General features: G+C 70.7%; 13 protein-coding genes and 1 pseudogene. 5 read left to right on the top strand and 9 right to left on the bottom strand.

The features are described 5' to 3' along the window. Positions 1–670, bottom strand: a 670-nt coding sequence (locus tag VF697_RS36700; RefSeq protein WP_331102495.1) for a ThiF family adenylyltransferase, incomplete at its 3' end; no start/stop codon positions are given. Positions 671–920: 250 nt separating this feature from the next. On the opposite strand from VF697_RS36700, the gene VF697_RS36705 reads away from it, so the two are divergent. Beyond that, complete coding sequence (locus VF697_RS36705; protein WP_331102497.1) at positions 921–1,304, top strand: iron-sulfur cluster assembly accessory protein; 384 nt, start codon at positions 921–923, stop codon at positions 1,302–1,304. 83 nt (positions 1,305–1,387) lie between these two features. Here VF697_RS36705 and VF697_RS36710 read toward each other — a convergent pair whose 3' ends face one another. From VF697_RS36710 to VF697_RS36735, 6 genes are all read right to left on the bottom strand, one after another. After that, the gene (locus VF697_RS36710) at positions 1,388–2,236 is read right to left on the bottom strand and encodes a tetratricopeptide repeat protein (RefSeq protein WP_331102500.1); all 849 of its coding nucleotides are present in this window, start codon (positions 2,234–2,236) and stop codon (positions 1,388–1,390) included. Next, positions 2,233–4,107 carry a serine/threonine-protein kinase gene (locus VF697_RS36715; RefSeq protein WP_331102502.1) on the bottom strand — a complete coding sequence of 625 codons (1,875 nt, stop codon included), beginning with the start codon at positions 4,105–4,107 and terminating at the stop codon, positions 2,233–2,235. Before VF697_RS36715 ends, VF697_RS36710 begins: the two co-directional genes overlap by 4 nt. Before the next feature lie 105 nt (positions 4,108–4,212). Then, positions 4,213–7,698, bottom strand: a complete 3,486-nt coding sequence (locus tag VF697_RS36720) for a kelch repeat-containing protein (RefSeq protein ID WP_331102504.1) — start codon at positions 7,696–7,698, stop codon at positions 4,213–4,215. 85 nt (positions 7,699–7,783) lie between these two features. Next, complete coding sequence (locus VF697_RS36725; protein WP_331102506.1) at positions 7,784–8,302, bottom strand: acyl-CoA thioesterase; 519 nt, start codon at positions 8,300–8,302, stop codon at positions 7,784–7,786. 8 nt (positions 8,303–8,310) lie between these two features. Next, positions 8,311–9,096, bottom strand: a complete 786-nt coding sequence (locus VF697_RS36730; RefSeq protein WP_331102508.1) for a deoxynucleoside kinase — start codon at positions 9,094–9,096, stop codon at positions 8,311–8,313. A 13-nt stretch (positions 9,097–9,109) separates the two neighbouring features. Further along, positions 9,110–9,931 carry a glycerophosphodiester phosphodiesterase gene (locus VF697_RS36735; protein WP_331102510.1) on the bottom strand — a complete coding sequence of 274 codons (822 nt, stop codon included), beginning with the start codon at positions 9,929–9,931 and terminating at the stop codon, positions 9,110–9,112. 144 nt (positions 9,932–10,075) lie between these two features. On the opposite strand from VF697_RS36735, the gene VF697_RS36740 reads away from it, so the two are divergent. From VF697_RS36740 to VF697_RS36750, 3 genes are all read left to right on the top strand, one after another. Then, on the top strand, positions 10,076–11,176 hold the full coding sequence (locus VF697_RS36740) for a hypothetical protein (RefSeq protein WP_331102512.1): 1,101 nt from the start codon (positions 10,076–10,078) through the stop codon (positions 11,174–11,176). Between the two features lie 326 nt (positions 11,177–11,502). Next, entirely contained in the window at positions 11,503–13,818 is a 2,316-nt protein-coding gene (locus VF697_RS36745; RefSeq protein WP_414641411.1) for a serine/threonine-protein kinase, read from the top strand. A gap of 159 nt (positions 13,819–13,977) precedes the next feature. Beyond that, a complete protein-coding gene (locus VF697_RS36750; RefSeq protein WP_331102514.1) occupies positions 13,978–14,778 on the top strand; it encodes a hypothetical protein in 801 nt (266 codons plus the stop codon). 19 nt (positions 14,779–14,797) lie between these two features. Here the strand turns inward: VF697_RS36750 and VF697_RS36755 are convergent, their stop codons facing one another. Together VF697_RS36755 and VF697_RS36760 are read right to left on the bottom strand one after the other, a co-directional pair. Next, a complete protein-coding gene (locus tag VF697_RS36755; RefSeq protein WP_331102516.1) occupies positions 14,798–16,048 on the bottom strand; it encodes a hypothetical protein in 1,251 nt (416 codons plus the stop codon). Between the two features lie 99 nt (positions 16,049–16,147). After that, positions 16,148–17,710: a hypothetical protein gene (locus VF697_RS36760; RefSeq protein WP_331102518.1), complete on the bottom strand. Its 1,563-nt coding sequence runs from the start codon at positions 17,708–17,710 to the stop codon at positions 16,148–16,150. Positions 17,711–17,908: 198 nt separating this feature from the next. Between VF697_RS36760 and VF697_RS36765 the strand changes: the two are divergent. Beyond that, positions 17,909–18,144, top strand: a pseudogene (locus VF697_RS36765) (metallothionein); the annotation flags it as partial.

Raw genomic sequence — 18,144 nt, forward strand, 5'->3', positions numbered from 1 at the left:
GCACCACCTTCACGTCCGGGTTGAGGGCCTCGAGGGCGGCGCGGGCGCTCTCCACCTTGGGCTGGCCGGCGCGCTCGTGGGTGTGGAGCACCTGGCGCTGGAGGTTGCTCAGGTCCACCACGTCCGCGTCGACGATGCCGAGCGTGCCCACGCCCGCGGCGGCGAGGTAGAGCGCCGCGGGCGAGCCCAGTCCGCCCGCGCCCAGCAGGAGCACCCGGGCCTTGAGTAGCTTCGCCTGCCCCTCCTCGCCCACCTCTGGAAGGATGAGGTGGCGGCGGTAGCGCTCCTTCTGCGCGGGGGTGAGCACCACCGGCTTCTCCACCGGCAGGTGCGCGTCGCTCCAGCGGTTGAAGCCGCCCGCCAGCGAGGCCACGCGCGTGTAGCCCATGTGCTGGAGCGTCCGGGCCGCCAGCGCCGAGCGGGTACCCCCCGCGCAGTAGAGGACGAGCTCCTCGTCGTGCCCGGCCTTGTCCTCGATGCGCAGCTCGAGGAAGCCCCGGGGAATGTGGAGGGCACCGGGCAGGCGACCGCCCGCGTACTCGTCACCCTCGCGCACGTCGATGAGCTTCACGGAGGCACGCGCGTCCAGCAGACGCTTCACGTCCTCGACGGAGACCTCGCGGATCTCCTTCTTCGCATCGGAGAGCAGCTCGCGAAAGGTGGCGGCCATGGGGGCTCACGTATAACCCGTGCCCGGGGGGATTTCCCTTCCGCTCCCCCCGGGGTGCATCGGTTCTCCGGGAAACACCGGGGAGGCCGTGCGGTTCTTCCTCGCTGAACCCACCTTCAGGACGGGACAGATTGTGCCGGCGGACAGCGGCTGGACCCTGGAAAGGGGCCCGGAGGCCTGAGAGCCCGCTGGCCTGGATGGCAATTTCAGCGCCGGGCGTTATAAGGCGCCTGTAAGGAGACCGACCCACATGGATACGACCACCACCCCCGCTCAGACCACCCCCGCTCCCCAGGGCACCCCGACCAGCCCGGTGCGGCTCACCGAGGCCGCCGTGGCCCAGGTGAAGAAGGTCATCCAGGACCAGGGCTTCCAGGACTACTTCTTCAGCATCCGCGTGGTGCCGGCCGGCTGCAGCGGCCTGGGCTACGACCTGAACATGGTGCGCGAGCTCAAGGCGGGCGACCTCACCTGGGACCAGGACGGCGTGAAGATCGCGACCGATGCCCTGAGCAACAAGTACCTGGCGGGCACGGAGATCGACTTCGTCTCGAGCGTCACGGGCGCGGGCTTCAAGTTCAACAACCCGAACGCGAAGTCCTCCTGCGGCTGCGGGACCTCGTTCTCGACCTGATGTCGATGTGAACGTCACGGGGCTTGGACTCCGTGACACCGGGGGTGGGGAGGTCGCTCGCGTGAGCGCCCCTCACCCCTTTTTCATTGCCCAAAAGGCAGGCGCACGTCGAAGCCGAGGCCGGCCTGGGCCGTCACGGCGTAGTTGCGGTAGCTGTCGTCGCGGACGAGGAAGAAGTAGTCGGCGCCCACGTCCATCAGCGCCACGAGGCCGTTGGCCAGCGTGTACCGCAGGCCCGCCACCGCGCCCGCCCCATAGCTGTCCACGCCCGGGACGAGGACGGCCCGCAGGCCGACGTGGGGCTTCAAGAGCCCGCGGCCCAGCGTGAGTCCCCTGCCTGGCAGGACTCCTCCCTGGAGCTGCAAGGTCGGGTAGAGCTTCGGCGGGGAGAAGACCGGGTCCCTGTTGAGCAGCGCGCGGACACCGCCCTCCAGCAGGCCCCGGTGGAAGGAGAGGCCGAGGCCCACGGTCCCCTGGCGGCCCACGACCTCATAGAGGCCGAGCACTTCGGGGCGCAGGTAGGAGGGGGGCCCCTGGGCCAGCCGCGCGCGCTCGGCCTCCTTCTGGGCGTAGTCCCGCTCGGTGTCCACGCGCTGGCGGATGGCCTCGGCGAGCGCCACCAGCTCGGGCAGGAACCGCACGCCATCCACCCGCTGCTCGGGGTGCTCCCGCGCCAGCACCTCGAGTTGCTGCCGGGTCTCCTCCACCCGCCCCTGTGCATGCAGTGAGGCGGCCAGATACACGCGCGCCTCTCCCCGCTCCTGGGGCGAGCGCTGTGGGTCCGCCAGCACCTGCGTGAAGACCTGGGTGGCGGCCTCGTACTCACCGTTCTCATAGAGCTGGATGCCCGGCTGCAGGCTCGGCGAGTCCGCCCGGGCGAACCCAGGCGCGAGCAGCAGGAGAACCAGCAGCAGCAGGTGTCGAGGCGTCATGGAGGCGGGGAGGAAGCGGTCTGGGCCGTGGTGGTGAAGTCCACCGTGTGCGGCAGGGTGCCGTTGGCGGGGATGAGGATCTCCTGCCGGTAGGTCGGGACGTTGGGGTTGCGCAGCTCGAGCGTGTGCTCGCCCGCGGTCATCGGGTAGCGGTTCTGCGGGGGCACGCGCCCGAGCTTCTGCCCATCGATCCAGACGTCCACCCAGGCACCCCTCACCATGAGGTGCAGGGTTCCGGTCGCGGCGCGCTCGGGGGCGGGCTGTGCGGCAGGAGCAGGCTGCTGCGTGACAGGCGCGGGCGGCTGCGCCGCGGCGAGCGGTGGCGGCTGCGCCGCGGGCGCTGGCTGCTTCGCGGGAGCCGAGGTGGGCTGCACGAGCGGCTTGGACGGCTTCTTCTTCGCCGGCTTGGGAGACTCCGCGAGCGCCGGAGCGGGGGCTGGAGGCGACTGGGGCTCGGGCTCGGGCGCAGTGGCCACGGGCTGGGGCGCGGGCGCGGGCGGCGTCGAGGTCGAGGCCACTGGGGCCAGGGAGGGAGGGGGCTCCGCGGAGACGGACGGAGCGGGCTCGCGGCTCACGACGAGGCCTGCCCCCAGCGCGAGTGCCAGGGTGCCGCCCGCCGCCATGGCGGCCCACTTCCAGCGCGAGCCGCGCGCAGGGGGCTCCGCTCGAGCCTCCAGGGCTGGCCTGGGGGTGGACGGTGTGGGCGACAGCGTGGCCGTCGGTGCATTCAGCGGCGCGGAATCGGCGGGCCTCACCGTGGGGAGGGGGCGGGAGATCGTCCGGGGCACCAGCACCGGGGCGCCGTCGCTCGGTTGAATCAGGGCCCGCAGCTCACGCGCCACCTCGCTGGCCGAGGCCGGCCGTTGCTTGGGCTCCTTGATGAGCAGCCGGAGGACGAGCGCATCGAGCTCGGGGGGCTGCGGGACGAGAGAGGAGGGCGCGGGGGGCGGGCTCTTCAGGTGGTGGGCCACCACCTCCATGTGCGAGCGGCCCGGGAAGGGACGCTGGCCGGTGAGCAGCTCGAAGGCGATGACGCCCACCGCGTACAGGTCGGTCTGGGGCCCCACCGCCTCGCACAGGGCCTGCTCGGGAGCCATGTACTGGGGCGTCCCGATGATGAGGTTCGAGTGCGTCTGGGCCGAGGTGGCGTCGGGCGTGGTGGTGCGCTTGGCGAGCCCGAAGTCGAGCACCTTGATGTACTCGGCGCCGTTGGACTGGCGGACGACGAAGATGTTGCTCGGCTTGAGGTCGCGGTGGATGACCCCCATGGCATGCGCGGCCGAGAGCGCGTCGAGCACCTCGCACAGAATGGGGAGGGCCCGGGCGGGCGGCAGGGCGCCCTGGTCGCGGATGAGCTCGTTGAGCGGCTGGCCCTCGAGGTACTCCATGACGAGGTACTGGCCGACGCCCGGCTGATGGCCGAAGCCGTAGACATCGATGATGCCGTGGTGGCGGATGGCGCTGGCGGCGCGGGCCTCGGTCAGCAGGTCGCGCGCATGGGGGCTCTGGGCGTGCTCCTCGCGGATGAGCTTGATGGCCGCCTTGCGACCGATGGAGGTGTGCTCGCCCGAGTAGACGACACCCATGCCGCCGCTGCCGATGCGCTGGCGCAACACGTACTCGCCGAGCTGTCGGCCCACCAGTGGGTCCTGCTCCGCCTCGGGCCCTGGAGTCTGCCCGGTGCTCGCCTGGGCGGGAGAGAGGGCCGGTGGCGTGGGGTTGGGCGCGGGAGTCGCGGCCGGGAGGATCGTCTGGGTGCTCAGGGCGGGCTCCGCACCCGGCGTGGGGGTCCCGTCGTGAGGGCACACCAGCGCTCCCGGGGGCAAGGTGTTGCCGCACGTCTGGCAGGAACGGAGGGCGTGAAGACTCATCAGGGGCAGCGCTCGCGCCCCATGTCGTACCACATCTCCACGGCCCCGCCGATGGGAGGCGGGCTCCCTCCTGGCACGATGCCCTCCTGGACCCGTGAGCAGGCGTCAGTGCGAGCGCCTGCGCCGCAGCAGCCCCAGGGCCATCAGGGCCCACGGCCAGGACGAGCCAACGGAAGGAGCCGCCGCGCAACTCATGCCGTAGTAGCCGTGCTGGACGGTGGCGAAGGACACCTCCAGCGACGGCTCGCTGATGTTCCCGGCCGGGTCCGTGGCCGTAACGGTGGCCGTGTGGGCTCTCCACGCGAGAGGTTGGGAGGTGAGCTCCCAGTACCCACCCTCGTTCGCCTGGACCTCACCGACCTGGTTGCCGTCAACGAAGACCCGCACGGTGCTGCCGGGCTCGGCGGTGCCGGAGAAGACAGGACGGGACGTGAAGAGTTGCTGGTGGGGGGTCGGCACTTGGAGCTCGGCGCCCCGAGGCGGCACTGTGTCCACCGTCCATTGGTACTCGGCGGCAGTGAGTTCCTGATTGCCGGCCCTGTCGGTGGCCCTGACCTGGAAGGTGTGCTCGCCATCCGCGAGGTTGGCGTAGTCGCACGAGTTGGAGCAGTCGGTGAAGGCGGCTCCATCCAGGCTGCATACGAAAGAAGAGCCCTCTTCCGAGGAGAACGAGAAGCGGGCGGACGTGAGCTGAGAGAAGGCCAGGGGCGTCGATGCCGCATCAATCACCGTTTCGGGCTTCGTCCTGTCCACAGTCCAGCTGTGCGTAGCGGGAGTGGGGTCCACGGTGCCATCGAGGTCGCGAGCGCGCACCAGGAAGATGTGTTTGCCCTCTGGCAACAATGAGTAGCGCAGGGGACTGGTGCAGTGGGTGAAGGCCAGCCCATCCAGGTTGCACTCGAAGGAATGGCTCGATGCCGAGGAAAACGAGAAGGTGGCCGTCGTGCTCTGGGTCACCTGCTCGGGAGATTCGGCCTTCAGCGACGTGTCCGGCGGGGTGCTGTTGATGATGGAGATCACCCGGCTGGAAGTCAGACCCTGGGTGGTGACGTTCAACAGATAGTAGCCGTTGAGGATGAATGGCAGGGTCGCCGAGACGGACGTGTCCGAGAAGTCATGCCCGAGCAGGGGCATCCACCGGCCGGTTTCGACGGAGCTCAAGGACAGCAGGGGATAGTTGGTAGGAGAGGACTGGGTCGTGCCACTGCCGGCTTCGGAGCTACCCTGGAAGAGCTCGCCCGTCACGGTGATGGAGGAGCCCTGCTCCAATTGGGTGGGACTCACGTCGGTGAGGCGGGGGCGCCACCTCTCAGCTCCTGCCGAGTCCATGTACAGCTCGGCGGATGAGAGCTCGTCGCCGCTGATGAACTCCGCTCCCCCCACCACGAGGACCTTGCCACCGGACAGCAGGGTGGCCGTGTGTGACTGGCGATCCTGGGCCAGTGAAGCCGCCGAGGACCAGGTTTCGGTGGTCGGGTTGTACAACTCGGAGGGGGGAGTCGAAAAAAAGGAGCCCATCCCGCCCGCCACGAGGATCTTGCCGCCAGGCAGCAGGGTGGCGGTGTGTGCCTGGCGGCTCAGCGTCAGCGAGGCCGCCGAGGACCATGCCCGGTTGTCCGGGTCGTACACCTCGGTGAATGCAAGAGGTGATCGGGTTCCATCTGCTCCCCCCACCACGAGAACCTTGCCATCGGGCAGCAGGGTGGCGGTGTGGAAGACGCGGGCACGCTTCATCGAACGTGCGGAAGACCAGTCACCACTGACCGGGTCGTAGATTTCGGCGGAGAGAAGCGGGGTGTTGCCGTTGATGTTGCCTCCCACCACGAGGACCTTGCCATCGGGTAGCAGGGTGGCGGTGTGGCTGGAGCGGGCCTGCTTGAGTGAACCCGTGAAGGACCAGGCGCCCGTGGTCGGGTCATAGACCTCGGCGGAGGCGAGCGAAACGTCTTCGTACTGGCCGCCCACCACGAGGACCTTGCCATCGGGCAGCAGGGTGGCGGTGTGGCCGTAGCGAACCTGCTGGAGAGAACCCGTGAAGGACCACTCTCCGGTGGCCGGGTCGTACACCTCGGCGGGAGCGACGTTGTAGCCGCCCACCACGAGGACCTTGCCGTTGAGCAGCAGGGTGGCGGTGTGGCTGGAGCGGGTCTGCTTGAGAGAACCCGTGAAGGACCACTCTCCAGTGGCCGGGTCGTACACCTCGACAAGGTCGACATTGTAGCCGCCCACCACGAGGACCTTGCCACTCGGCAGCAGGGTGGCGGTATGGCTGGAGCGGACCTGCTTGGGAGCACTTGTGAAAGACCACTCTCCAGTGACCGGGGCATACACCTCGGCCAGGACCTCTGGGACTACTCCAGGCTCGTCCCAGCCTGTCCCGCCCGCTACGAGGACCTGGCCGTCTGGCAGGAGGGTGGCGGTGAAGCCGAGACGGATAAACCTCAGCGAACCTATGGAAGACCAGCCTCGGGTGCTCGGGTCGTAGACCTCGGCCGTGTTGGTGGCACCGGAAGCGGTTGCTCCACCCACGACGAGGAGCTTTCCGCCCGGCAACAAGGCTGCGGTGTGGCGGTCGCGGGCCTTCGCCAGCGACCCCATGCCTGTAGACGACCAGGTGCCGGTGGCCGCGTTGTACTCCTCGACGGAGGAGAGAGAGGCGGCATCCTTGCCCCGCCCGCCCACCACGAGGAGCTTGCCGCCGGGCAGCAGGGTGGCGGTGTGGTGTTCACGGGCCTGCGTGAGCGGTCCCGTGGAGGACCAGGCGCCAGTGCTCGGGTCGTACACCTCGGCGGAGGCGAGAGGCGCGGTTCCTTGAGTGCCGCCCACCACGAGGGCCTTGCCGCCGGGCAGCAGGGTAGCGGTGTGGTGTTCACGGGCCTGCGTGAGCGGTCCCGTGGAGGACCAGGCACCAGCGCTCGGGTCGTACACCTCAGCGGAGGCGAGGACGGAGTCGCCGCTGTTTCCGGCCACCACGAGAACCTTGCCGTGGAGCAGCAGGGCGGTGTGGCCGAAGCGGGCCTGTGCCAGGGATGGGGCGGGAGACCAGAGCTCGGTCTCCGGATCGTAAACCTCGGCGGAGGCGAGCGAAAGGGTTCCTGCTTTGCCGCCCACGATGAGGACCTTGCCATCCGGTAGCAGGGTGGCGGTGTGGCCGAAGCGGGCTTGTGCCAGTGAGCCCGTGAAGGACCAGCTTCCGGTGACTGGGTCGTAAACCTCGGCGGAGGCGAGAGTGGAGTAGCCGCCGTCTCCGCCCACCACGAGAAGCTTACCGTTGGTCAGGAGGGTGGCCGTGTGCCTGGTACGGGGAACCAATAGGTTTCCCGTGACGTTCCAGGTCGCGCTCTCGAGGGAGGCCGCCCTCGATGCGAGCGTGCCTCGCGGTTCGACCCGGTCCTGACCCTGCCCCTCCGTGTGGTTCAGGGGGGCGGGTGTCGGGGCACAGGCCAGCAGCAGGCACAGAAGCAACGAGAGGCGCCGCGGTTCGAAGGGCATCATGGCGGAGGTGAGTCGCTTGGCGGGGGGAGGAGTATGTCCGAAAAAGGACTTTCCCTGTTTGGCTGCCAGGACCCCGAGCATCCGAGGGCTTGACATGACCCATCCTGCCGCCTGCTCCGCGCCGACGCCGTGCGCGGCCTCACCGCCTGGGTGTGAAGCCGCTCACCGCCCGGGCTTCGCCTCAGCCCACGACGTCGGGCGCGAGGATGCGCTGCCAGGCGAGGCTCGTCTGCTTGCGCGAGAGCCGCTCCTTGCGCCGCTGCTCGGCCTCGCGGAAGGCCTCGCGCTCCTGCTCCGTCTCCAGCTTCAGCGGGGGCACCGGCAGGCGCTTTCCGTCCGCGGTGATCGCCACGAAGGTGAGCAGGGCGCTCGTGGCGATGTGCTTCTCGCCGGTGAGGGGGTTCTCCGCCGTCACCGTCACGCCCACCTCCATCGAGGTGCGGAAGGCGGCGATGACGCGCGACTGCAGCGTCACCGTCCAGCCCACCTTGATGGGGGCGTGGAAGTGCAGGTCGTCCATGGACGCGGTGACCACGACCTGCCGGCAGTGGCGCTGGGCGGCCACGGCGGCGCAGACGTCGATCCACTCCATCACCTTGCCGCCGAACGCCGTGTTCACCGCGTTGGCGTCCGAGGGGAGGATCATCTGCGTCATCACCACCGCGGACTCGCGAGGGCTCTTGGGGGCGAGTTCGGACATGAAAAACCTCAGGCGAGGAAGGTGGAGACGCGGTCGAGGAACTCCTCGCGTCCCCGGCCGATGCGGATGTCCTGGTTCGTCACGTCGAGCACCAGGCAGTCCACGCCGTACTTGGTCTGCAGCACCTGGGGGAACGAGGCGTAGTAGCCATTGAGGCCACGCAGGAAGCCCTTCTCGATGCCCTTCTCCTCCTCGCGGCCGCGCTCGCGGATGCGGCCCAGGAGCACGTCCACCGTGGGCACGTCGAAGCAGATGACGCGGTCCGGGTGCACGATGCTGCGCGTCAGGCGCTGGAAGTACTCGAAGTACAGGTCCAGCTCCGCGTTCGCCATGTGCCCGAGCCCGTGCAGGTACTTGGCGAAGATCTCCGGATCCTCGTAGAGCGTGCGGTCCTGCACGCAGCTCTTCTTCACCGAGTGGATGAGCTCGTGGTGCTCGACGCGCCGGATGAGGAACTCGAGCTGGAGGGTGAAGGACCACCGCCCCATGTTGGCGTAGTAGTCCTTGAGGAAGCGGTTGTCGATGACGGGCTCGTCGAAGAGCTCGAAGCCGAAGGACTGGCTGATGATCTTCGCGGCCGTCGTCTTGCCCGCGCCGATGTTGCCGGCGAGCGCGACGAAGCGCTTGGCGCGAGGGGCGCGCACGCGGCGCACGGTGTTGCGTGCGGAGGCCTCGGGCTCGGGAGCCGGGGGCGGCGGGGACGCCAGGAGCGGCTGGGGCGCGGCGAGGGACTGGGCGGCGACGGGGGCGGCTGCGACCTTCGAGGCGCGCTTGCGCGGGGGAGTGCGAGGCATGCGGAAGGAGGGCTTAGAGCGGGTTGGGTCGCTCGTCCAAAACTCGGCGAAGAAGGTCCGGCCTGTCCGTCATGATACCGCCGATGCCCTCGGCGACGAGTCGGCGCATCTCCTCGGGCTCGTCCACCGTCCACACATTGATCCACCTGCCCAGGGCCGCCGCGGTGCGCAGGAGGGCCTCGTCCACCAGCCTCACCTCTCCAAAGTAGAGGGGCATGTCCAGGACGGTGTAGCGCGGATCCTCGGGCGGCTGCTCGCCCCCTCGCACGGCGAGCACGAAGGACGTCAGCGCGTCGCGCGGATAGAAGTGGCAGGCGTCCGGCATGGCCCGTGCCAGCCGCTCGCCCACCGCGTCCAGCTCGCTGCCCACGCACGCGCGCTCCAGGGCGCCCTCCTCGCGCAGCACCTGGAAGAAGGCGTCCTCGATGCCCGGCACGTCCGGCTTCACCTCGATGTTGAAGCGCATTCCAGGGAAGGCGCGCAGCAGCTCGCGCAGGGAGGGCATGCGCACGCCCTGGCCCCGGAAGGGAAAGGTGCGACCCCCGTCGCGGGTGAAGGAGTGACCGGCGTCCAGGCGCTGCAGCTCGGCGAGCGTGTGGTCCGCGACGGCCCCCACACCGTCGGTGCAGTGCTCCAGGGTGGCGTCGTGGGCCACGACCAGCTCTCCGTCGCGGGTGAGGTGGACGTCCGTCTCCAGCACCTGGGTGTGGTAGCGCTCCACCGCCATGCGGAAGGCGGCCAGGGTGTTCTCCGGCGCGAGCAGCGAGCCCCCCCGGTGGGAGATGTGCAGGGTGGGGGAGAGGCCGCGGAAGTAGGGATGCTGGGGCAGGGGCATGAGGATTTCACCGACGTGTCACGGCGGGGTCGGGTCCCTTCCTTGCCGGCCCCCGGGACCCACCGGTATAAGGCCCTGGATATGTAAGGCGGAGGCGCGGGACTTCTAGGAGTACGGCGCCAGAAAATCCATAGGAGACGCAACGTGATTTCTCTGCGCAAGACTCTTGGAGCGGCGGCCCTGGTGGCCGCGGCGGCGGCGATGACCGCCGGGTGTGGGGGTCGTGAGGGGTCGGGCAACAACGACGCGGGCGACCAGCCGGGCTGCACCGGCGTGTGCAGCCCCGAGGATGCCGGCACCGAGGATGCCGGGACGCGGACGGACGCTGGCACCGATGCCGGCACCCAGCAGACGAGCCCCAGGGAGATGACCGTCGCCCAGGCGCGCAGCGCCGATTACGGCACCTGGGTCAAGCTCAAGAACGTGGTCGTCCAGACCGTGGAGTCCTCCAACAGGGGCTCCCGGGGTGACTACCTCGGCTACTTCTGGGTGGTGGATCCCGCCAACCCCAAGCAGGGCCTCTGGGTCTACAAGTTCTATCAGGACCTCCCGACCACCTATGAGCCGAAGGCGGGGGACCGCATCGATATCGAGGGCTGGGTCCAGTACAAGAGCCGCTTCGAGCAGTACACGGCCTACCGGCCCCAGCTGGCCAACAAGTTCGCCGTGGATGGCTCGCAGGCGAAGCTCGTCGTCACCCTCATCGAGTCGGCGGGCGCCGCGGGGATTCCCGCGGACAACCAGGTTTCGATCGCCCAGGGCTTCGGCAACGCCGACGGCGGCTTCGGGCGCCCCAGTGCGGAGTACGGCGGCTCGCGCGTGCACATCGCCGGCCCGCTCACCCTGACGAACCCCAACCCCCGGGCCATGCAGCGGGTGTCGGACGACCCGAATGACCCGCGCTTCTTCGGCTTCGAGGTCGAGGGCGGCATCCTGGTGCGCAACTACAAGACCTTCGGCCAGACCGACGGGGGCGACGTCCGCTGCGACTGGCGTGCGCTCGTCGCGTCCGATGGCGGCAGCGTGACCTTCCCCAACGGCATCCGCGGCGTCTGGGAGACCTACACCTACTCGGCCTGCCAGGATCTCAGCAGCCAGGACGCCGGGTGCTTCAAGAGCCCGGCCGTGGTGCCCGGCACGGAGCTGCCGGACGGTGGCGGCAACAAGTTCACCTACGTCCTCCACCCGCAGAACTGCGCGGTGGACCTCGCGGGGGCGTGGGACGCGGGCACGGGCGAGGAGTAGCCGGGCGCCCCTGGAGCGGCAGGCCGCGCGCTCCCGCCCGGCCTGCCGCGTACCCGCCGCTCCTTCCTCCGGGATGGGGCGGCGTTTTGTCACCCGGGGTAGGGGTTCCTCCCTCGGAGCGTCCGCCAGGAGCGGGCAAGCGTTCAGTCAAGCATCCCCGTCGCTTTCCGCCCCACCACTCAGGTGGTCACTGCGGGTAAGCTCGGGAAAAGCAGCTCGAATCTTCTCTGCGATCGTCTCCGGGGGCTCCCATTTCCGAGAACACTCCCCAGGTTGCCACCCCGTTCGGCAAGTACCTCCTCATCAAGCGGCTCGCGGTGGGGGGAATGGCGGAGCTCTTCCTCGCGCAGGAGCCTCCGAAGCCGGACCTCGTGGTCATCAAGCGCATCCTCCCGTACCTCTCGGAGGAGCCCGAGTTCGTCCAGATGGTCCTGGACGAGGCCCGCATCGCCGCGCAGCTCCACCACCCGAACGTCGTCCAGGTGTTCGAGCTGGGGCGCATCGACGAGAGCATCTTCATCGCGATGGAGTTCGTCGAGGGCGTGGACCTGCGGCGCATCGTCGCCGAGGAGGCGAAGTTCAGCGCCACGGTGCCCTACGCCGTCGCCTCGCGCATCTGCGCCCAGGTGGCCGCGGGGCTCGACCACGCCCACAACTCCAAGGGCGTGGATGGTCGCCCCCTCGGGCTCATCCACCGCGACGTCAGCCCCCAGAACGTGATGGTGGCCTATAGCGGCGCGGTGAAGCTGGTGGACTTCGGCATCGCCAAGGCCGAGGCCCTCGCCGAGCGCAGCAAGCCGGGCGTCATCAAGGGCAAGTTCCTCTACCTCTCGCCCGAGGCGGTGATGCAGGAGCGGTTGGATCACCGCGCGGACATCTTCGCGCTGGGGACCATGCTCTATGAGATCACCACCGGGCGCGCGCCCTTCGCCCGGCCGACGACGGAGGCCATCCTCTACGCCATCCGTTTCGAGACGCCCTCGCCGCCCCACCTCATCCGCGACGACTACCCGCAGGAGCTGTCGCGCATCGTGATGAAGTGCCTGGCCAAGGACCGCAACCAGCGCTACCAGCGGGCCTCGGCGGTGCAGGCGGACCTGGAGGCCCTGCTGGCCTCGGGCGCGATGCGGCAGAGCGACGACGTGGCCGAGTACATCGCGCGACTGCTGGGCGAGGAGGAGGAGCGCACCATGCTCCACGTCCCCATCCCCGCCGCGCGCAAGGGGGCCGCTGCCGCGCCCCAGGCCGCCACGCCCGCGCCCGCGTCCGGAGGAGGCCTCGCCTCGCGGCCCGCGCGCCGCTCCAGCGCCGAGAACCTCCCCCTGGCTGGCGATCCCGAGGACGCGGAGTTCGCCACGGAGATGGCCCGTCCGACGGACATTCTCGCCCGCTCCTCTCCCTCGGTGATCGTGGGCGATGAGGAAGAGGACGAGCCCACCGCCATCCGCACCCTGCCCGGACGTCCCTCGGGGCCTGGCGTGCCGGCCGTGCCGGGACGTGCGGCCCCCCGTTCCGCCACGGGCGAGTCCACCGTGCAGGATCGGGCCGCGCGCGCTTCCGCCCCGACACCGCCGCGGCCCTTTCCCGCTCGCAAGCCGGCCTCCTCTCCCTCCGTGGCCGCGTTGGATCGCCGCCGGGCGCCTCCTCCGGTGGACCTGGGGGAGGAAGAGGAGGAGGCCTCCCAGTCCGTCTCCCTCACGCCCGCCACGGTGAACAGCCGGCCGTCCATGCGCGGCGTGTCCGCGTTCCGCGACGAGGACTCCGTCATGGAAGAGGACTCCCACGTCGATACCCACTCGGACGTGGCGGACCTGTTGGAGCCGGATCCGACCCAGCCCACCTCTTCCATGCGCAGGCGCGACGCGGATGACGACGAGTCCACCGCCGGCTACGGGAACACCTATACCGAGACGAACGCGCCTCCGCCCGCTCCGGCGCGCCGCCCGAGCGTGCTGCTGGTCGCCCTGGTGACGCTGCTCCTCGTGGGCGCCGCGGGGGCCGCATGGCTCTTCGTGCTCGAGCCCATGCTCAAGCCCGCGCAGCCGGCCACCTCGGAGGCCTCGCTGGATGCGGCTCCGCCTGGGCAGGAGCCGCCCGCCGAACCCACCGCGGGAGACCCGGCCGCTGCCGAGCCCCCGGACACCACCGGAGTCGCGCCCCCGGCCGCCACCGCACCGGACACGGGCAGCCCGGCTCCCGCCGCCGCGCCTGGGACGGCCACGGCCGACACCGGCACGCCCCCTCCGCCCAGCCCGCAGGGCACGGCGGCGACCGACACCCCGCCGAGCGCGGAGGCGACGGGACAGGGCAGCGGAACGCCGGCAGCCCCGCCGGCGGCTGGAATGGTCGCCGAGCAGACAGGCAAGGCTCCGGAGTCGAAGTCGGTAACGCCCCCACCTGCGCCTACACCTCCGACGAAGGTATCCGTGCGGTTCAAGGCGCCCGCCCGGACCACCCTGAAGGTGGCGGGGAGGACCGTGAAGCCCAACGCCTCCCTGTCCCTGCTACCCGGGACGATCCGCGTCGACTACCGCTGCCCGGGCTACCGCGCCCCCAAGGGTTTCAAGGAGTTCGAGATTCCCACCAACCCGTCCGACCCCGTCGTCTTCCGGGTGGACTGCCGCCAGAAAAGTCGCCGGTAAGGGGGCTATCGGGGGGGACATATACGGTGGGCTCCCCCACTGGCGGACAAGTGGGCGCTGGTACGCGGGAGTGGCTATAAGCCGTTGGAATTCCAGGGGTTTTGTCTTCCTGATCTCGTTTACACGTGTCAGACGGGTCCCATAGTATCGGCCCCGTCTATGGCGCGCGTGAACAAGAAGAACCTGGTGAAGAAGCGGAGCTCGCCGGTGGGCAGGATCGCCCGCGAGCAGCCCATCGCGCCCGAGCCCAACCGGCTGCTGAAGGTGTGGCGGCGCGTGCTCGAGCGTCGACTGCGGACCCGACTGCGGGCTCCCGTGGCGGTGGAGGTCCACGACAACACGCACACGATGCTCACGTTCCAACGCCAACGCGCGTTGTGGCGGCTGCGCTTGCATCACATGTTCCTGGCGGCGCCGGATGAGATCATCCAGGCGCTCGCGGACTTCGTGCGCAACGGGGACGCGGAGGCCAGCGTGCGGCTGGACCGCTTCATCGAGCGCAACAAGGTCTACATCCGCCGGGTGTCACCCGCGCAGATGCGCAAGCGCCTGCGGCTGGAGCCGGTGGGACAGCACCACGACCTGGGGCGCATCTACGAGCGGCTCAACGAGCGCTACTTCCGGGGCCGCATCGACGCCGCCATCACCTATGGGCCGGCGCCGCGCGTCACCCGGCCGCGCAAGAGCATCAAGATGGGCTCCTACTCGTCGGAGTCGCGCGTCATCCGCATCCACCCGGCGTTGGATCAGCCCGTGGTGCCGCGCTACTTCGTGGAGTGGATCGTCTTCCACGAGATGCTGCACCACGTCTACCGGACGCGCCGGGGCGAGGACGGGCGGCGCTGCATCCACCCGCCCGAGTTCCTCGAGCACGAGAAGCGGTTCCACGACTACTCGCGGGCACAGGCCTGGGAGACGGAGAACCTGGATCTGCTGCTGCGCGCGCGCGTGTCGGCGTGAGCAGGGCCTCCCCTGCCTGTCAGGGGAGGATGATGCCGCCGGGGCTGCGCCGTTCCAGCGACTCCGGCTCCGTGGCTCGGGCCTGCTGCTCGGCCCGAGCCCGCGCCCGGGCGTGAGCCTGGTCCCTCGTGGAGGGGGCCACGCGCTCCGCCATGGTGACGAGTAGCGCCTTCTCGTAGAGCCGTTCGACGAAGCGGGAAGGGGGCTCGGTGGGCCCATGCCAGAGCCGGCGGGCCTCGGCCCGCGCCACCTGGGCCGGGTGCTCCTTGCCGAGACGCTCGAAGTGGAGCCCCATCTCCCACAGGCGGCTGGCGTAGAGCCGGCGCACCGCTTCCGGGGCGAAGAAGGCGTGGGCCTGGGCGTGGGCGGCCTGGATGATCTCCTCGTTGCGCTGGGCGGGGGTGAGCGCGAGGGGGCTCGCCTCCAGCTCGTCCACCTTGAAGGCCAGCGCCTCCAGCTCGGACATGGGCGGCAGCCAGCCGCGCATCTCCGGCTCGTCGTGGAGCTTGTGGGCCTCGTTCGCCAGCCGCGCGTCGTCCGGCTCCGGTGCGGGCAGGGAGGGGGGGTCGCTCCGGGCCTGTACGCCCAGGTGGCGCAGCACCGCGTCGAGGCCCGGAGGGAAGGCGGTGTGCGTGCGCAGGTTCAGCCCCACGGCGGCGGCCAGTCGCTCCAGCGCCTCGGCATGGGGCAGCTCCACGGCGGCATCGGGGCCGGGGCTGGTGGCCTGCTTCACCACGCGGCGGTACTCGCCGCGACTGGTCTCCACCACCTGGATGCGCTCCACGCCGTGCTCGTCCGAGAGCAGGAGCTGGATGGCCTCCACGCCGCCGCCGCGCAGGGGGCGGGCGATTTCCAGGACGCGCTCGCCGGTGCCGTCGATGCTGGTGAGGACGGCGGGGAGCGTCTCGGGGGTGGCGACCACCGAGCGAGCGGGCTCGGGAGTCGAGGGCCGGGCCGGCTCGGCGACCTCCACGCCCCGGGAGCGCAGCCGGTAGAGGGCCTTCTTCGCCGCCTTGACGAGCGCCTTGTGGCTGGAGCCCGCGAGTGCCTCGGCGAGGGCGGGGCTGCCGGCGAGCACCGAGCCCTCGAGGACGGCGAGCGCGAGCGGCTCGGGCAGGGCCTCGAGGGCGGCGGCCGGGGCGGTGGAGGGCTCACCCACGAGGGCGCGGGCCCGCTCCAGCGCGTCGGGGGCGAAGTCCGGGAGGGGCGTGCCGGAGCGGAGCGCGTCCAGCAGGTGGCGCGGGTCGGCCTGGGGGCTCTTCGTGGGCATGGGCCCACAGGTAATGCCCCCCCCGCGGCGCGGTGAGGCCCGGGGGGGTGGCACGGGCGCGGAGGCGACCACTGGCCCACACTTGCCCGGCTCGGAGCGTTAGCGGCGGCGCACCAGCCAGCTGTCGCCGGCCTGGGCGGCCACGGCGAGCTCCTGCTGGAGCCGGGCGCCGAAGATGCGCGAGGGGTGGACGCCGCGGACGAGGAAGTGGTCGTAGGCGGGCCCCTGGGTGGCGTAGTCGAAGTCCTGGGGCCGCCACTCGGAGGGGAAGGTGGGTGGGGGCTCGCCGCGGTAGCGCAGCGGCGAGTGGGGGGTGAGGGCGAAGCTGAAGTTGGTGCTGCCCCCCCGCGCGCGGGCCAGCTCCGCGGCGCCGTGGAGGAAGACGGGGTGGCGCACCACGCGCGAGCCGGTGTCGAAGATGAGCCCCATCACCCGGGGCCGGGGCGCGGTGGCCTCCACGAGGGCCTCCCACTCGGCGGCCTCGCGGGAGAAGGCGCGGAAGCCCTGGCCCAGCACGAGGGCGAGCAGCAGGGCACAAGCGGCGCTGGCCCCCAGGAGTGGACGCCGCAGGGAGGGCAGGGCCACGGGCAGGCTCGCCACGGCGAGTACGGCGGCGAGCTGCGCGTAACGGGTGTTCAGGTAGTAGATGTAGCCGCGGATGTCGAAGGGCAGCAGGAAGAAGAAGCCGAGCGCGAGGACGAGGAGCCCCAGCGGGCGCGAGCGCGCCACGAGGCCCTCGGTGCGGGGCTCGCCGCGCACGAGGCCCAGCACCAGCGCGGCCAGGGCCACCGCGCCCACCGCGTAGAGGGGCCAGCGGTCCGAGCCATCGCGCAGGAGGTTGGCGAGCACCCCATGGAGCTCGGCGCGATTCTGCTCGAAGCCCTTCCAGGCCAGGTTCTGCGGCGACAGCATCGGGCCCCACGCCTTCCAGGGCGCGCCGGACCGCACCTCGGAGGGCTGGCCCAGGCGCAGCACCACCCACGAGAGGAAGAGGCCCACGCCGGGCACCACGCCCACGAGCGCGGGCACGCGGGGCCGCAGCCGCGCCGCGAGGCCCTGAGCGCCCACGTCCTCGGGCACGCGCGTGGTGAGGAGCAGCCAGGGCAGGGCGAGCCCGAGGAAGGCGAAGGCCTGCACGTGGAAGAGCAGCACGGCGACGAGGCACACGGCCAGCCCGGCGGCCCAGGCGCGGCGCCGGCTGGTGTCGGTGAGGGCGCGCACGAAGAGGCCGCAGCACAGGAGGGCCAGGGGCAGCGCGGCCAGGTAGTTGACGAAGCCCCACCCGAAGTTGTCGCCGTAGGCCAGCGGCAGGGCGAGCAGCGAGGGCCAGGTGGGCCGCCCGAGGCCGTGCAGCAGGAAGGCGAGCGACAGCGGCAGGCCCACCACGTAGGCCGAGAGGAAGAGCCGGTTGGCCATGTCCAGCGGCAGCAGCCAGTTGAGCAGGCTGACGACGTAGTAGTAGCCCAGGTAGGGCGTCAGCTCGTGCCGCGCGGCGAAGAGCTGGGGGTACAGCGTGCTCGTGTCCTCCAGCCGGTGCAGGACGGAGATGAGGTGGAGGTGCTGCGGCAGGTCCACCATGGGCACGTGCGTGGACATCCACAGCGGCAGGGCGCCCAGCACGAGGGCGGCGGCGTAGAGGAGGCGGTCGGTTCGCGCGGACACGGGTGCGCGGACTGTATGCGGCACCTCCCCCCGTCGCGAGCGCCGCGAGCGGTGTGCTCGGAGGGCTGCCCTGCATGGAGGAGGGTGGACAGCCCGGGGCGCTCGCTTTGGACAGGGGGGAGGGGCTGGGGTATGGGGGAGAGGAGCTTGCCCCAGAGGAATCGGGTGTCCTGGCTGTCACCCGGGAGGGACTCGAAGATGAAGCGCATCGGGATGACGGTGGCGGTGGTGGTGGTGGGAGGAGTGCTGTGGACGTCGGGTGATGCCGCGGCCTGCGAGGGCCACCACGCCAAGGCCGACGCGCCGCCCGCGGCGATGCCGGCGGACTCACGTCAGCAGGGGACCTCGGCGGAGAAGGCCCCGGCGAAGACGGACAAGGCGGACGAGCTGCACGCGGCCAAGTGCCAGTGCGGCAGCGCGGCGGACTGCACCTG

Source organism: Archangium sp., from assembly GCF_036388035.1.
In the GTDB taxonomy this organism is placed as follows: domain Bacteria; phylum Myxococcota; class Myxococcia; order Myxococcales; family Myxococcaceae; genus Archangium.